The organism is Bradyrhizobium nitroreducens, from assembly GCF_002776695.1.
GTDB lineage: Bacteria > Pseudomonadota > Alphaproteobacteria > Rhizobiales > Xanthobacteraceae > Bradyrhizobium > Bradyrhizobium nitroreducens.
Genome location: NZ_LFJC01000003.1, coordinates 2648804 through 2663065 on the forward strand (window position 1 = coordinate 2648804; position 14262 = coordinate 2663065).

Here is a 14262-nt window from a genome sequence, read left to right on the forward strand (position 1 = left end):
AACTTGTCCCGGTGAGGGCGTAGCGAGACTGGCTTTTTCATGACTTCAGCGACCAATTCTTCCGGTGCTTTGCCGGCATCGGTGGATGCGATGCTCGAACTCCTGACGTCGCGCGGCTATCTCGCCGAGCGATCGCTGGCGACGGTGACGTACCTCTCGCTGCGCATGGGCCGGCCACTGTTCCTGGAAGGCGAGGCCGGCGTCGGCAAGACCGAGATTGCAAAGGTGCTGTCGGCGGCGCTGGGGCGGAAGCTGATCCGCCTGCAGTGCTACGAGGGCCTCGACGTCTCCTCCGCGGTCTACGAGTGGAATAGCGCTGCGCAGATGATCGCGATCCGGATGGCGGAAGCCGCCGGCGATACCGATCGCGATCAGCTCTCGAGCGACATCTTCGCCGACCGCTACATGATCAAGCGTCCGTTGCTCCAGGCGCTGGAGCCCGACGTCGCGGGACCGCCGGTGCTGCTGATCGACGAGCTCGACCGTGCGGACGAAGCGTTCGAGGCGTACCTGCTCGAAATCCTCAGCGACTTCCAGGTGACCATCCCCGAATTCGGCACCGTGAAGGCACCGGCCCCGCCGATCGTCATCATCACGTCCAATCGCACCCGCGAGATTCACGACGCGCTGAAGCGGCGCTGCCTCTATCATTGGGTGGATTATCCCGCCGCCGAGCGCGAGCTCGCGATCGTCAAGACGCGCGTGCCCGGCATCTCGGCCAAGCTGTCGCAGCAGGTCGTGCGCTTCGTGCAGGCGCTGCGTAACCAGGACTTCTACAAGTCCCCGGGCGTTGCGGAGACCATCGACTGGGCCACCGCCCTGTCCGAGTTGGATGCCCGCTCGCTGACCCCGCAAGTGGTCGGCGACACGCTGGGCGCGCTGCTCAAGTACCAGGACGACATCACCCGCATGCAGGGCGACACGCTGCAGAAGGTGCTGAAGGAAGCGACGAGCGAGAATTGACGTTCGCGCGTCATAACTAACTCGTCATTCCGGGGCGACGCGTAAGCGTCGAGCCCGGAATCCATCGGGCCGCAGAGTTAGTGGATGAATGGATTCCGGGCTCGCGACTTCGTCGCGCCCCGGAATGACGGCTGAGAGTGCTGAAACATGGCCATCAACCACCTTGCCCCCGAGCAGACCGAGCAGTTCGCCGACAACATCGTCGGCTTCGCCCGCGCGCTGCGCGCGGCGGGCATGCCGGTCGGGCCGGGCGCTGTCATCGATGCCATGAGCGCGCTGCAGGTGATCGACATCGGCAACCGTGCCGACGTCTTCACCACGCTGGAGGCGATCTTCGTCAAGCGCCACGAGCATGCGCTGATCTTCAGCCAGGCCTTCAACCTGTTCTTCCGGGCCTCGGAAGAATGGAAGCACATGCTGGATTCGGTGCCGCTGCCGGACGAGGCCAAGAAGAAGCCGAAAGCCGGCTCGCGCCGCGTGCAGGAGGCGATGTCGCAGCCGCGGATGACGGAGACGCCGCAGCACCAGGAGCAGGATCTGCGCCTGTCGGTCTCCGACAAGGAGATCCTTCAGAAGAAGGATTTTGCGCAGATGAGCGCCGCCGAGATCACCGAGGCGCTGCGTGCCATCGAGCGGATGCACTTGCCGCAGGCCGAGCTCCTGACGCGCCGCTACCTGACCGATCCGCGCGGGCTGCGCCTCGATTTGCGCCGCACGTTGCGCGCGTCCTTGCGCACCGGCGGCGACATCATCGACATCCATCGCCTCGGGCGGATCGAGAAGCCGGCGCCGATCGTGGCGCTGCTCGATATCTCGGGCTCGATGAGCGAATATACCCGCCTGTTCCTGCATTTCCTCCACGCCATCGGCGACGCGCGTAAGCGCGTCTCGGTATTCCTGTTCGGCACCCGCCTCACCAACGTGACCCGCGCGCTGCGCCAGCGCGATCCGGACGAGGCGCTGGCGAGCTGCTCGGCCTCGGTCGAGGACTGGGCCGGCGGCACGCGCATCTCGGCCTCGCTGCACAACTTCAACAAATTGTGGGCGCGGCGGGTGCTGAGCCAGGGCGCCATCGTGCTCCTGATCTCCGACGGGCTGGAGCGGGAGGCCGATTCCAAGCTCTCCTTCGAGATGGACCGGCTGCACCGGTCCTGCCGCCGGCTGATCTGGCTCAACCCGCTGCTCCGGTTCGGCGGCTTCGAGGCCAAGGCGCAGGGCATCAAAATGATGCTCCCGCACGTTGACGAATTCCGCCCCGTGCATAATTTGAGTTCGATCCAGGAGCTGATCACCACGCTCTCCCGGCCGCTGCCGCCGCATCACCGCAGCCTGATCCGCTCCGCAGCTTGAGAGGCCACCGATGCTCGATCGCGACGAGGATATCCTGAAGGCGGCGGAGGACTGGCAGAAGGCCGGTCATGGCGTCGCGCTGGCGACCGTTGTGGAGACCTGGGGTTCGGCGCCGCGCCCGGCGGGCTCGAGCCTTGTCATCAACGACGACGGCACGTTCTTGGGCTCCGTCTCCGGCGGCTGCGTCGAGGGTGCCGTGGTCACCGAGGCCATGGACGTGATCCAGAGTGGCAAGCCCAGGATGCTGGAGTTCGGCGTCGCCGACGAGACCGCCTGGAACGTCGGGCTATCCTGTGGCGGCACCATCCGCGTCTTCGTCGAGAAGGTCGGCTAGCCGTGAAGCTCGAGATCCTGCACGAACTCAATGCCGAGCGGGCCGCGCGCCGGCCGGCGATCCTGGTCACCGACACCGAGAGCGGCGAGCAGCGCCTCGTGAAGGCGAAGGATTTTGCCGGAGATCCCCTGCGGGCCGAGCTGGAAAAGCAGCTTCGCATGGGCAAGAGCGCCAATGTCGAAGTTGGCGGCAGGAAGCTGTTCCTCAACGTCTACGCGCCGACCGCAAAGCTCGTCATCATCGGCGCGGTCCATATCAGCCAGGCCCTGGCGCCGCTGGCGCGCTCGCTCGGCTATGACGTCACCGTCGTCGATCCCCGCACGGCGTTCGCAAGCCCCGAGCGTTTTCCGGACATTCCGCTGGTGGCCGAGTGGCCCGACACCGCGTTGCCGCCGCTCAATGTCGATGCCTACACCGCCTTCGTCGCGGTGACGCACGATCCCAAGATCGACGATCCCGCCTTGCTGCATGCCTTCGAGCGCGGCTGCTTCTATATCGGCGCGCTCGGCTCGCGGAAGACGCATGCCAAGCGCGGCGACCGGCTGCGGGCGCAGGGCGCGAAGGAAAGCGACATCGCGCGCATTCACGCGCCGATCGGGCTGGCGATCGGCGCCGTCTCCCCGTCGGAGATCGCGGTGTCCATCATGGCGGAGATCACGGCGGTGCTCCGTCTGCCTCCCAAAGAAAAAGAAGAAGCCGCATGAAATTCGGCCCGGCGAGTCCCAACGATGCGATCGGCGGGGTGACCGTCCACACCCTGCGCCAGGGACCGCTGGTGCTGAAGAAGGGCACGACGATCGGCCCCACTGAGGTCGAGCAGCTCACGCGCGCCGGCATCAAGGACATCGTCGTTGTGCGCATGGAGGCGGGCGACGTCTCCGAGGACGTTGCGGCCGCCAGCATCGCGCTGGCCGTCGGCGGCGAAGGGATCCATGTCGAGCGCGCCTTCACCGGCCGCGCCAATCTGTTCGCCGCACAGCCGGGCGTGCTGGTGATCGACCGCGCCGCGGTCGACCGCATCAACAACATCGACGAGGCCATCACCTTTGCGACGCTCTCCGCCTACAAGCCGGTGGTCGAGGGCGAGATGGTCGGCACCGTCAAGATCATCCCGTTCGGCGTCGAGGGAAGTTTGCGCGATGCCGCGGTGAAGGCTGCGGGCAAGGACGGGCTCAGAATCGCGCCTTACGTGATCAAGCGCGTCGGCGTGGTCTCGACGCTGCTGCCGGGCCTGTCGTCCAAGGTGATCGACAAGACGCTGCGCGTCACCGCCGAGCGGCTTGCGCCGGCCGGCGCCGGCATCATCGCCGAGCGGCGGGTCCAGCATGACGAAGCCGCGCTGTCGGCCGCGATCAAGGAATTGCTCGCGCTTGGCGCCGAACTCGTCATCGTGTTCGGGGCGTCCGCGATCGCCGACCGCCGCGACGTGATCCCTGCGGCCGTCACCGGAATCGGCGGCGAGATCGAGCATTTCGGCATGCCGGTCGATCCCGGCAATCTCCTGCTGATCGCACGGGTCGGCGGCGTGCCGGTGCTGGGCGCACCGGGCTGCGCGCGCTCGCCGGTCGAGAACGGCTTCGACTGGGTCTTGATGCGGCTGCTCGCCGGCATCAAGGTGACGCGCGCCGAGCTGATGGGCATGGGCGTCGGCGGCCTGCTGATGGAGATCGTGACGCGCCCGCAGCCCCGTGCGACGCCCGCGGTCGAAGGCAACAGCCGCGTCGCGGCCATCGTGCTCGCGGCGGGACGCTCCACTCGTATGGGCGGGCCGAACAAGCTGCTCGCCGAGCTCGACGGCAAGAAGCTGGTGCGGATCGCGACCGAGCAGGCGCTCGCTTCAAAGGCGTCCGAGGTGATCGTCGTCACCGGCCACCAGACCGAGCTGGTCGAGCAGGCGCTTCAGGGGTTGAAGGTCCGGTTCGTCAAGAATCCCGATTTCGCCGGCGGCATTGCGAGCTCGGTCAAATCAGGCATCGCCGCCGTGCCGGAGGCTTGCGATGGCGCCTTGGTCTGTCTCGGCGACATGCCGCTGATCGATGCCGGCCTGATCGACCGCCTCATCGACGGCTTCGCGCCAGATCGCGGCAATCTCATCGTCGTGCCGGTCAGCGAGGGGCGCCGCGGCAACCCCGTGCTGTGGTCGCGCCGCTTCTTCAGGGAGTTGATGACGCTCGACGGCGACGTCGGCGCGCGTCATCTGATCGCCAAGCACACCGAGGCGGTGGCCGAAGTGCCGGTTGACGGCGAGAGCGCCTTCCTCGACATCGACACGCCGCAGGCATTGGAAGCGGCGCGACGGGGGTGACTGTGGGTTAGCCTTGCGGTTGCACGAAGCGCAGGCGCAGGACGTAACCCACCATGTCTTCGCGTTTGCCGAGCGAAGGTGGTGGATGATGCGGTGCGGACTGCGCTTCGCGCAGCCGCGAGCTCATCCACCGCACCACCTTCGCCGCTCGCCTACTTCTTCGTGTTCGACAGCTTTTCGGTGGCGGCCTTCAGGTCAACGCCGCCCTTCGTCAGCAGGGCCTTGTCGCCGCTGTTGAACGTGAAGGTGTCGGCGCCCGCGCTGATGCCGTTCCATGCGACGGCCTCGCCGAGGGACAGATACCACAGGCCCTGGAATCCAGACGAGTTATTGAGCTGTCCGGTCCAGACGGTGGTCGAGCCGCAGCCGAGGAAATTCACCGAGAAGCTGATCGCGGTGCCGGAGTTGCCGTAGGCCAGCCAGCCCGTCACGCCCTGTGGCTTGCCCTCATCGCAACTGTTCGCCGCGTTGTTGGTGTAGGTCCCCGCGATCGCGCCCGTGTTCTGGTTGAAGCTGGTGATGGCCAGCGTCGAGCCGTACTGGTTGGTCCAGGTCCAGTTCACCGACTGCGCATGCGCCGATCCGATCAGGCACGTCGACAGGATGATTCCAAAGAGCATTCCGTTGGTTCGATGCATGGCGGTTCCTCCGGGCCCCTGTGCTGGCGCTTCCAGCCGCAACCACCTTAAATAACGCGATTCAAAAATACAACTAAAAGATGTATGAAGTCACTCATTCGTCAATCCGGCTTTTCAACCACCCATTCACCATCTGGAAACGACCGCCGCTTAGAGTTCCTCCCGACCTGCCTTGGGGGGAGGGGATTTTCCATGGTTTCGAACGTCGTCGCGCGCCGTTGCGCGATGTTTTTCTTTGCGCTGTCCATTTGTGTTTCCGGCGCCCGCTACATCACCGAAGCCCATGCCGCCGGCGCGTTTGCGGTCGGCAAATGCGGCGCTTATGGCCAGGCCTTCGATTATGGCCACGAGCACGAGGCGCGCGCCGCGGCGCAGAAGCAGTGCAAGGGCGATTGCACCACCGTGACGATGAAGCGCGCCTGCGCCGCCATGTCGGTCGACCTCGCCAATCCCTGCGGCGCCTATGGCTACGCCGTCAAGCCGAAGATTTCCGCCTCGCTCAACGCCGCCACGCGCGAATGCTACAGATACGGCGGCAAGGAATGCGTGATCCGCGCCTGGGCCTGCGACGCGAAGGGCTGATTTCTATATTGTCATTCCGGGGCGCGCGACAGCGCGACCCCGGAATGACAATCGAGGGAGTTACATGCAATTCGACACCAAGATCGCCATCGTGATCCGCACCGACCTTCAGGCCTGGCAGAAGCTCAACGTTGCGGCCTTTCTCACCAGCGGCATCGCGGCTGCGTTTCCCGAATGCATCGGCGATCCCTATGGGGACGCCTCGGGCACCTCATATCACGCGCTGATCGGCCAGCCGATCCTGATCTACGGCGCCGACGGTCCTGCCTTGTCGCGCGCGCTCGACCGCGCGCTGACGCGCAACGTGAAGCCGGCGGTCTACACCGAGGACATGTTCAAGACCACGCATGATGCCGCCAACCGCGAGGCGGTGAGGGCGGTTGCGCGCGCCGATCTCAATCTCGTCGGCATTGCTGTCCGCGCCGAGCGCAAGGTGATCGACAAGATCGTCGACGGCCTCAAGTTCCACGGCTGACACGCCAGTCGCGCTTCGCCGTGCTGTCATCTCCATGTCACGATCGCGCGAGCGCTTTGCGTAAACTTTGTGCGGTTTGACTCCAATCAAAGGCGTATCGCCCGTCGCCGCTAGTCTGTTTCCGCAATCTAGACGGAGCAGACAGATGCCGACCATGAAAGCCGCAATCGTCAAGCAGTTCGGCAAGCCACTGGTGATCGAGGACGTGCCGGTGCCGCAGCCCGGTCCTGGCGAGGTTCTGGTCAAGGTCAAGGCCTGCGGTGTCTGTCACACCGATCTGCATGCAGCCTCCGGCGACTGGCCGGTGAAGCCGGTTCCGCCTTTCATTCCCGGCCACGAGGCCGCGGGCATCGTCGCGGCGCTCGGGCCCGGCGTGAAGAATCTGAAAGTGGGAGATGCCGTCGGCGTCGCTTGGCTGCATGACGCCTGTATGTCGTGCGAATATTGCGAGACCGGCTGGGAGACGTTGTGTGAGCACCAGCACAACACCGGCTACAGCGTGAACGGCGGCTTCGCCGAATATGTCATCGCCTCGGCGGCCTTCGCCGCGAAGCTGCCGGCGAACGTCGATTTCGCAGCCATCGCTCCGATCCTGTGCGCCGGAGTCACCACCTACAAGGGCTTGAAGGAGACCGAGGCCAGGCCCGGCGAGTGGGTCGTGATCTCAGGCGTTGGCGGGCTCGGCCACGTCGCGGTTCAGTATGCCAAGGCGATGGGGCTCAAGGTCGTGGCTGTCGATATCGCCGAGGATAAGCTCGAGCTCGCCCGCGAGACTGGCGCCGATCTCGCCGTGAACGCGCTTGCAGCCGATGCGGTCGACAAGGTGCTGGCCGCAACCGGTGGCGGCGCTCATGGCGTGCTGGTGACGGCCGTCTCGACCCCGGCATTCGCCCAGGCGCTGAAAATGGTGCGCCGGAAAGGCACCGTCAGCCTCGTCGGTCTGCCGCCGGGCGAATTCCCGACGCCGATCTTCGACGTCGTGCTCAAGCGCATCACGGTGCGTGGCTCGATCGTTGGCACGCGTCGCGACCTCGACGAAGCCATCGCCTTCGCGGCAGACGGCAAGGTGAAGGCCGAAGTCGCGAAGGTGCCGCTTGCGGAGATCAACAACGTCTTCGACCGCATGAAGGCCGGCAAGATCGACGGCCGGATGGTGCTCGATTTCGGCTAGCGCCTCATCCGGGCGGCATGCCTTCGAACTTTACCAGATCGGGATCGAGGTGATCCCAGCCGTGACCGCGCGCCGCGTAGGTGACAGCCTGCGGCTTGTAGCGCGCGGGCTCGTCGAGGCTTGCGGCGCGGATGGTGAAGATGTCGGGCATGGCCGCGAAGGTCATGTAGACCGCGACGCCGCACCGCGGGCAGAAGCCGCGCGTCTTCACATTGCCGCTGTCGCCGACCATGTCCCAGTGCTTGGCCTCGCCAGTGACCATGACGCCGGCCCGCGCGAACGTCGCGTAGGAGCCGTGGCCACTGCCGCTTTCCCGCTGACAGTCGCGGCACTGACAATGATTGCTGAACAGGGGCTCACCCGGAATCGAATAGCGGATCGCGCCGCAGGCGCAGCCGCCGGCATAGGGCTTGTTCATCGCGATGCGTCCTCAGCTCTCTTCGCCGGCGATGGTATCGAGCCGCTGCAGCACCTTGACCCAACCGTCGCTCATGTTGCGATAAGCCGTGTCGTTCTTCGGCGTCACGAAGCCCGAATGCACCACGCGCACGCGCGTGCCTGCTTCGACCGGGGTGAGGGACCAGGTGACGACGGTGTCGAGCGCCGAGCCGTAGCCGGAGTTGCTTTCGTCGCCGCCCTTCCAGGCATAGGCGAAGCGCTGGTTCGGCACGACCTCCAGAACGCGGCAGTGGATCGTGCCGTCCCACACGCCCGCCGGATTGGTCTTGAACGTGAAGGTGTTGCCTTCGACGGCCTCGAAGCCGGTCGGCGGCATCAGCCAGCGCGCGATCAGCTCGGCGCTGGTCAGCGCCTTCCAGACCGTCGCGACGGCATGAGGGAAGACCTCGTCGATGACGATGTTCTGAGTTTGGACTTTGGAAGCAACTGCACTCACGGATCGATCTCCTTCAAGAGGTCACGCAGGTTCTGGAAGCGCTCGCGCCAGAACACGCCGTAATGGTCCATCCAGGTGACCAGGGGCTCGAGCCCTTGCGGCGCGGCGCGGTAGTAGACGTTGCGGCCCTCGGCGCGCTCGGCGACGAGGCCGGCCTGCTTGAGGGACTTCAGATGCTGCGAGATCGCGCCCTGGGTCACGCCGCTGCCCCGTGTCAGTTCGGCGACGCTGATCTCCTTGCTCTCGAACACGCGCTCGAACACGGCCCGGCGCGTCGGGTCGGCGAGGGCACGCATGACGGTGGTGACGGGGTTTGGAGCAGCTTCGATCATGCCGACTAATTAGCAGATACTAATTCATTAGTAAATACTAATTTATCGAGTCTGGAGGGCTGTCTTGACGATGACTGACTAGTCAGTCATATATCGAATATGACGAAGAAGTCGACCAGATCTGCCAAGCTGTCTGCAGAGAGTGGAGGGCATGCGCCCGCGGCCGGCGGAGAGATGCCCGCGTCGAACCGTGCGTCACGCGCGTTGGAGCGGCGCGCGGCGATCGTGGAGGCAGCGATGGAGGAGTTCATCGCCCGCGGCTTTGCCGCCACGCGCCTCGACGACATCGCCAAGCGCGCGGGCGTCGCCAAGGGCACGATCTACCTGCACTTCAAGGACAAGGAATCGATGTTCGAGGAGCTGGTGCGCGTCGTGATCGTGCCGGTCGTGGCGCGGCTGACCGCGCTGCCTCCGCCGACCGGCTCCGTTCGCGACCTCATCGAGGGCTTTGCCGGCAACTTCCTGAAAGAGGTCATCGGCACCAGGCGCGGCGATCTGGTGCGCCTGATCGTGGCAGAGGGGCCGCGTTTTCCGGCCGTCGCCGACTTTTACTACCGCGAGGTCGTCTCGCGCGGCATCGCCGCCATGCGTGGGCTGATCGAGCTCGGCATCGCCCGTGGCGAGATCCGTGAGAAGGATCTCGCGCGCTATCCGCAGATCCTGGTCGCGCCCGCGATGATCGCGGTGATCTGGCAGAGCCTGTTTGCGCGGCATGCGCCGCTCGATGCGCAGGACATGCTGCGCGTTCATCTCGATTTGATTTTTGGCGAACGGAGGACGACATGACGTCGTCACGCTTACTTGCGGCATTTGCATTGGTCGTCCTCGCAACCGTCGTTGCCGGGTGCAAGGAGAAGCGCGATCCCGGCTTCCAGGGCTGGGTCGAGGCCGACATGATCTATGTCAGCCCCGATGAAGCGGGCCGGGTGACGAAGCTCACTGTGCGCGAGGGCGATGACGTCAAGGTCGGCGACCAGCTCTATTCCGTCGACGACGACCTTCAGCTTGCCGATCTCAACCAGAACAAGGCGACGCTGGCGAATGCGCAGCAGACCTATGATCGCGCGGCCTCGCTGAGCAAGACCGGCTCCGGTACCCAGGCCAATCTCGATTCCGCGGTGTCCGCCCTGCGCGTTGCGGAAGCGCGGGTGGCGACGTCGGAGACGCGCATGGCGCGGCGCAAGGGCTTTGCGCCCGTTGCCGGCACCATTCAGCAGATCTATTTCCGCGAGGGCGAGATGGTGGCGGCGCAGCGGCCGGTGCTGTCGATCATGCCGCCCGGCAACATGAAGCTGCGTTTCTTCGTGCCGGAGACCGCGCTGCCCAAGCTTTCGATCGGCGATACGGTGCGTATCTCCTGCGACAATTGCGCGGCCGATCTCACCGCAAAGATCTACTTCATCGCGACCTCGGCCGAATACACCCCGCCGGTCATCTACAGCCTCGATGAGCGCAACAAGCTGGTCTATCTGATACAGGCGCGGCCGTCGCGCCCCGACGCGCTGCGGGTCGGACAGCCGATCGACGTCTATCTCAATCCAAAGACCCCGGTGGCGGACAAGCGATGAACGGCGGCAACGGCATCGCGATCGACGTCAAGGGCCTGAGCAAATCGTTCGGCGGCCGCGAGGTCGTGCACGATCTGTCGATGCAGGTGAGGCGCGGCTCGATCTACGGCTTCCTCGGGCCCAACGGTTCGGGCAAGACCACGACCATCCGCATCCTCTGCGGGCTGCTCACGCCCGATAGCGGCGAAGGCACCTGCCTCGGCTACGACATCCGGCGCGACTCGGAGAAGATCAAGCGCCAGGTCGGCTATATGACGCAGCGCTTCAGCCTGTACCAGGATCTCTCCGTGCGCGAGAACCTCGAATTCGTCGCGCGGCTCTATGGTCTGGCCGACGCGCGGGGGGCCGCGCGCGAGATGATCAGGCGGCTCGGACTCTCCGGGCGCGAGGAGCAGCTCGCGGGCGAGCTCTCGGGCGGCTGGAAGCAGCGGCTGGCGCTGGGCGCCTGCACGCTGCCCAATCCGCAATTGCTGCTGCTGGACGAGCCCACCGCCGGCGTCGATCCCAAGGCGCGACGTGACTTCTGGAACGAGATCCATGCGCTCGCCGCCGAGGGCCTCACCGTACTGGTGTCCACCCATTACATGGACGAAGCCGAGCGCTGTCACGAGATCGCCTATATCGCCTACGGCCATCTGCTGGCGCGCGGCACCGTGGAGGAGGTGATCGCGAAATCCGCGCTGACGACCTACACCGTGACGGGCGATGACCTCAACGGCCTCACATCCGAGCTCACCGGCAAGCCCGGGGTCGACATGGTCGCGCCGTTCGGCACTTCGCTGCACGTCTCCGGCCGCGACGTTGCGGCGCTCGAAGCCAGCATCGCGCCGTGGCGGCAGAAAAGCGGCTTGCGCTGGCAGCAATCGTCGCCCTCGCTGGAAGACGTGTTCATCGAGCTGATGGGGCGCTCCAAGGACAACTTCCAATGAGTGCCGTCGATCGCCCGGCGCCAGCCCAAGGCCCAGCCCCGGTCCACGCGATCCGCGAACGCTTCGGCTTCCTGCGGCGCTCCTATGCGATGCTGATCAAGGAGTTCATCCAGCTCAAGCGCGATCGCGTGTCGTTCGCGATGATCGTGATGCTGCCGGTGATGCAGCTCATGCTGTTCGGCTATGCCATCAACACCACGCCGCACCATCTGCCGAGCGCCGTGCTGCTCCAGGAGGATTCCGATCTCGCCCGCTCGATCCTGAAGGCGCTGGAGAACACCGCCTATTTCCGCTTCCTCTATGAGGTGCACGACGTCGATGATTTCGACAATCTCCTGAAATCCGGCAAGGTGCTGTTCGGCGTCGAGATTCCGCGCGGATTCGAGCGCGCGGTGCGGCGCGGCGACAAGCCGGCGCTGCTGGTGGCGGCCGATGCGACCGATCCGGTGGCGGCGAGCGCAGCGATGGGCTCGCTCGGCATGATCGTGCAGACTGCGCTCAAGCACGATCTCTATATCGGTGATCCCCCGGAGATGCCGTTCGAGATCCGCGCGCATGCCCGCTATAATCCGGCAGCGAGCTCCAGCCTCAACATCGTGCCGGGCCTCGTCGGCACCATCCTCACCATGACCATGCTGATCTTCACCGCGCTGTCGGTCACGCGCGAGGTCGAGCGCGGCACCATGGAGAGCCTGCTCTCGATGCCGATCAAACCGGTGGAGGTGATGTTCGGCAAGATCGTGCCTTACGTGCTGGTCGGCTTCCTCCAGGCCTTCCTCATCATCAGCATCGGGGTCGGCCTGTTCGGCGTCCCCGTGCTCGGCAATCTGTTCCTGCTGGCGCTGCTCTCGACTCTGTTCATCACCACCAATTTGTCGATCGGCTACACCATCTCGACGGTTGTGCAGAACCAGCTCCAGGCCATGCAGATGTCGATGATGTTTTTCCTGCCGAGCATTCTGCTGTCCGGCTTCATGTTCCCGTTCGCGGGCATGCCGACCTGGGCGCAATATGTCGGCGAATGCCTGCCCCTGACCCATTATCTGCGCATCGTCCGCGCCATCATGCTGAAGGGGGCTAGCATGCAGAATCTTCGTTTCGACACGCTGGCGCTGGCGGCCCTGATGCTGCTGGCCATGACCATCGCCGTGACGCGCTTCCGCCGCACGCTGGATTGAGGCAAACTGTCTCGATGTCATTCCGGGCGATGCGCTAGCATCGAACCCGGAATCTCGAGATTCCGGGTTCGCGGCTTCGCCGCGCCCCGGAATGACAAGGGGGCAGGATGGTCAGGTTTGCGAGCAGAAGGACACGGCACCACGCCGTGCTGTCGGAGGATTTCGAGCGCGAGCTGACGCGGGAAGTGCTGCGCACCGAGCTTTTGCGGGTGCGGGCGCTGATCATGACGGGCTGCATCATGATGGTGCTGCTCACCGCGATCTATCTGATCGACCCCAGCGTGGTGAACCGGGTGTGGCGGGGGACGGAGGGGCTGGTCGAGGTCTACGGCCTCCTCGGCGGCTTTATCCTGTTCGAGGTCTGGGTCCACACCCAGATCAGGAAGAATCTCCGGCTCGATCGCGATGTGCCGGTGATCAGACGCTACATCGGCACGCTGATCGAGACGTCGGTGCCGACTTTGATCCTCATCCTGCAAACCCGCACCATGGGCCCGAGCCAGGCTCTCGGCTTCGCCGTGCCGCTGATGTACTTCATCTTCATCATCCTCTCGACCCTGCGACTGGATTTCTGGCTCTCTGCATTCACCGGTTTCGTGGCTGCAGCCGGGCTTCTGTCCGTCGCGCTGTACTACAATTCGGCCGACGAAGCCGGCGATCCCCTGATCTATTTTCACGCGGTGCGCAGCGTCGTCATCCTGATCTGTGGCGTGCTCGCCGGCTCCGTCGGCGCGCAACTGCGCCGCCAGTTCGCCGCGAGTATCGCGGCGGCGACCGCGCGCGACAGGGTGACGAACCTGTTCGGCCAGCATGTCTCTCCGCAGGTCGTGGAGCAACTGATCGCGGCGGGCGCCGGCGGAGGCGGCGACGTCCGCCGCGTCGCGGTGATGTTCGTCGATTTCCGCGGCTTCACGGCGGGGGCGCAGTCGCGCACCCCGCAGGAGGTGGTCGATCGGCTCGACGGCGCCTTCGCGGTGCTGGTGGACATTCTCGACCGCCAGGGCGGCATCGTGAACAAGTTTCTGGGCGATGGTTTTCTCGCACTGTTCGGCGCCCCGCTGGAGGCCTCCGACGCTGCGCAGCGCGCGGTTGCCGCGGGCCGTGAGATGCTGCGTGCGATGGACCGCATCAACGCGCAGACGAGCTGGCCGCTGCGCATCGGCATCGGCATCCATTTCGGCGAGGTGGTCGCCGGCAACATCGGCTCGCCCCGGCGCAAGGAATACACCGTCATCGGCGACACCGTGAACTTCGCCTCGCGCCTGGAAGCGCTGAACAAGGAGTTCGGCTCGCAGCTGCTGATTTCGGCGACCGTGCGCGAGGCGCTGGGCGAGGCCGGCAGCGACGCCGTCGCGCTCGGAGAGGTCGCCGTGCGCGGTTATGAGCGGAAGGTGGCGGTGTTTCAATTGGGGTAGCGCGCCTTCACGCGAGAGTCGCGGTTCGTTGAAGCGCCGTCGCGCTGCGTTGAAGACGCGCGATGACATATCCCTGCTAGCTTTCGGGTCCTGCACTGTGGAAGCCGAATGTCTCGGCTTTCACGTG

Annotated in this window: 17 protein-coding genes; 13 read left to right on the forward strand and 4 right to left on the reverse strand. The window is 65.3% G+C overall.

Annotated elements, in window-relative coordinates; translation table 11 throughout:
• The first annotated feature begins 39 nt into the window (after positions 1–39).
• The 5 genes from TSA1_RS13010 (at position 40) to TSA1_RS13030 (ending at position 4952) form a co-directional block, all read left to right on the forward strand.
• Positions 40–963, forward strand: a complete 924-nt coding sequence (locus TSA1_RS13010; protein WP_100176717.1) for an AAA family ATPase — start codon at positions 40–42, stop codon at positions 961–963.
• Between the two features lie 147 nt (positions 964–1110).
• Positions 1111–2313 (forward strand): vWA domain-containing protein, encoded by a 1203-nt coding sequence (locus TSA1_RS13015; RefSeq protein ID WP_100176718.1) that lies wholly within the window; start codon positions 1111–1113, stop codon positions 2311–2313.
• A gap of 10 nt (positions 2314–2323) precedes the next feature.
• Positions 2324–2647 carry an XdhC family protein gene (locus TSA1_RS13020; RefSeq protein WP_015685128.1) on the forward strand — a complete coding sequence of 108 codons (324 nt, stop codon included), beginning with the start codon at positions 2324–2326 and terminating at the stop codon, positions 2645–2647.
• Between the two features lie 2 nt (positions 2648–2649).
• Positions 2650–3351, forward strand: coding sequence for an XdhC family protein (locus tag TSA1_RS13025; protein ID WP_100176719.1), 702 nt, complete (start codon positions 2650–2652; stop codon positions 3349–3351).
• On the forward strand, positions 3348–4952 hold the full coding sequence (locus TSA1_RS13030) for an NTP transferase domain-containing protein (protein ID WP_100176720.1): 1605 nt from the start codon (positions 3348–3350) through the stop codon (positions 4950–4952). Before TSA1_RS13025 ends, TSA1_RS13030 begins: the two co-directional genes overlap by 4 nt.
• 152 nt (positions 4953–5104) lie before the next feature.
• Here TSA1_RS13030 and TSA1_RS13035 read toward each other — a convergent pair whose 3' ends face one another.
• Positions 5105–5590, reverse strand: coding sequence for an avidin/streptavidin family protein (locus TSA1_RS13035; RefSeq protein WP_100176721.1), 486 nt, complete (start codon positions 5588–5590; stop codon positions 5105–5107).
• A 192-nt stretch (positions 5591–5782) separates the two neighbouring features.
• Here TSA1_RS13035 and TSA1_RS13040 point away from each other — a divergent pair, with 192 nt between their 5' ends.
• The 3 genes from TSA1_RS13040 (at position 5783) to adhP (ending at position 7818) form a co-directional block, all read left to right on the forward strand.
• A complete protein-coding gene (locus tag TSA1_RS13040; RefSeq protein WP_100176722.1) occupies positions 5783–6172 on the forward strand; it encodes a DUF4189 domain-containing protein in 390 nt (129 codons plus the stop codon).
• A gap of 64 nt (positions 6173–6236) precedes the next feature.
• Positions 6237–6647, forward strand: a complete 411-nt coding sequence (locus TSA1_RS13045; protein ID WP_100176723.1) for a DUF2000 family protein — start codon at positions 6237–6239, stop codon at positions 6645–6647.
• Between the two features lie 145 nt (positions 6648–6792).
• Positions 6793–7818: an alcohol dehydrogenase AdhP gene (gene adhP / locus TSA1_RS13050; protein ID WP_100176724.1), complete on the forward strand. Its 1026-nt coding sequence runs from the start codon at positions 6793–6795 to the stop codon at positions 7816–7818.
• A 4-nt stretch (positions 7819–7822) separates the two neighbouring features.
• Here adhP and TSA1_RS13055 read toward each other — a convergent pair whose 3' ends face one another.
• The 3 genes from TSA1_RS13055 to TSA1_RS13065 are packed head-to-tail and all read right to left on the reverse strand — an operon-like array spanning position 7823 to position 9045.
• Positions 7823–8236: a GFA family protein gene (locus TSA1_RS13055; RefSeq protein WP_100176725.1), complete on the reverse strand. Its 414-nt coding sequence runs from the start codon at positions 8234–8236 to the stop codon at positions 7823–7825.
• 12 nt (positions 8237–8248) lie between these two features.
• A complete protein-coding gene (locus tag TSA1_RS13060) occupies positions 8249–8713 on the reverse strand; it encodes an SRPBCC family protein (RefSeq protein ID WP_100176726.1) in 465 nt (154 codons plus the stop codon).
• Entirely contained in the window at positions 8710–9045 is a 336-nt protein-coding gene (locus TSA1_RS13065; RefSeq protein ID WP_011088398.1) for an ArsR/SmtB family transcription factor, read from the reverse strand. The genes TSA1_RS13060 and TSA1_RS13065 overlap by 4 nt, the downstream gene beginning before the upstream one ends.
• Positions 9046–9144: 99 nt before the next feature.
• Between TSA1_RS13065 and TSA1_RS13070 the strand changes: the two genes are divergently transcribed.
• The 5 genes from TSA1_RS13070 (at position 9145) to TSA1_RS13090 (ending at position 14135) form a co-directional block, all read left to right on the forward strand.
• Positions 9145–9831 (forward strand): TetR/AcrR family transcriptional regulator, encoded by a 687-nt coding sequence (locus TSA1_RS13070; protein WP_100176727.1) that lies wholly within the window; start codon positions 9145–9147, stop codon positions 9829–9831.
• Positions 9828–10613: an HlyD family secretion protein gene (locus tag TSA1_RS13075; RefSeq protein WP_100176728.1), complete on the forward strand. Its 786-nt coding sequence runs from the start codon at positions 9828–9830 to the stop codon at positions 10611–10613. The genes TSA1_RS13070 and TSA1_RS13075 overlap by 4 nt, the downstream gene beginning before the upstream one ends.
• Positions 10610–11542, forward strand: a complete 933-nt coding sequence (locus tag TSA1_RS13080; RefSeq protein ID WP_100176729.1) for an ABC transporter ATP-binding protein — start codon at positions 10610–10612, stop codon at positions 11540–11542. Before TSA1_RS13075 ends, TSA1_RS13080 begins: the two co-directional genes overlap by 4 nt.
• Positions 11539–12720: an ABC transporter permease gene (locus TSA1_RS13085; RefSeq protein WP_100176730.1), complete on the forward strand. Its 1182-nt coding sequence runs from the start codon at positions 11539–11541 to the stop codon at positions 12718–12720. Before TSA1_RS13080 ends, TSA1_RS13085 begins: the two co-directional genes overlap by 4 nt.
• A 107-nt stretch (positions 12721–12827) precedes the next feature.
• Positions 12828–14135, forward strand: coding sequence for an adenylate/guanylate cyclase domain-containing protein (locus tag TSA1_RS13090; RefSeq protein WP_100176731.1), 1308 nt, complete (start codon positions 12828–12830; stop codon positions 14133–14135).
• Positions 14136–14262 lie beyond the last annotated feature (127 nt).

Bases quoted from the DNA above. Each gene is read 5' to 3' on its own strand.
- TSA1_RS13035 (WP_100176721.1), bottom strand. From the start codon at position 5,590: ATGCATCGAACCAACGGAATGCTCTTTGGAATCATCCTGTCGACGTGC.
- TSA1_RS13010 (WP_100176717.1), top strand. From the start codon at position 40: ATGACTTCAGCGACCAATTCTTCCGGTGCTTTGCCGGCATCGGTGGAT.
- TSA1_RS13055 (WP_100176725.1), bottom strand. From the start codon at position 8,236: ATGAACAAGCCCTATGCCGGCGGCTGCGCCTGCGGCGCGATCCGCTAT.
- TSA1_RS13075 (WP_100176728.1), top strand. From the start codon at position 9,828: ATGACGTCGTCACGCTTACTTGCGGCATTTGCATTGGTCGTCCTCGCA.
- TSA1_RS13030 (WP_100176720.1), top strand. From the start codon at position 3,348: ATGAAATTCGGCCCGGCGAGTCCCAACGATGCGATCGGCGGGGTGACC.
- TSA1_RS13090 (WP_100176731.1), top strand. From the start codon at position 12,828: ATGGTCAGGTTTGCGAGCAGAAGGACACGGCACCACGCCGTGCTGTCG.
- TSA1_RS13040 (WP_100176722.1), top strand. From the start codon at position 5,783: ATGGTTTCGAACGTCGTCGCGCGCCGTTGCGCGATGTTTTTCTTTGCG.
- TSA1_RS13045 (WP_100176723.1), top strand. From the start codon at position 6,237: ATGCAATTCGACACCAAGATCGCCATCGTGATCCGCACCGACCTTCAG.
- TSA1_RS13065 (WP_011088398.1), bottom strand. From the start codon at position 9,045: ATGATCGAAGCTGCTCCAAACCCCGTCACCACCGTCATGCGTGCCCTC.
- TSA1_RS13085 (WP_100176730.1), top strand. From the start codon at position 11,539: ATGAGTGCCGTCGATCGCCCGGCGCCAGCCCAAGGCCCAGCCCCGGTC.
- TSA1_RS13080 (WP_100176729.1), top strand. From the start codon at position 10,610: ATGAACGGCGGCAACGGCATCGCGATCGACGTCAAGGGCCTGAGCAAA.
- TSA1_RS13015 (WP_100176718.1), top strand. From the start codon at position 1,111: ATGGCCATCAACCACCTTGCCCCCGAGCAGACCGAGCAGTTCGCCGAC.
- adhP (WP_100176724.1), top strand. From the start codon at position 6,793: ATGCCGACCATGAAAGCCGCAATCGTCAAGCAGTTCGGCAAGCCACTG.
- TSA1_RS13070 (WP_100176727.1), top strand. From the start codon at position 9,145: ATGACGAAGAAGTCGACCAGATCTGCCAAGCTGTCTGCAGAGAGTGGA.
- TSA1_RS13020 (WP_015685128.1), top strand. From the start codon at position 2,324: ATGCTCGATCGCGACGAGGATATCCTGAAGGCGGCGGAGGACTGGCAG.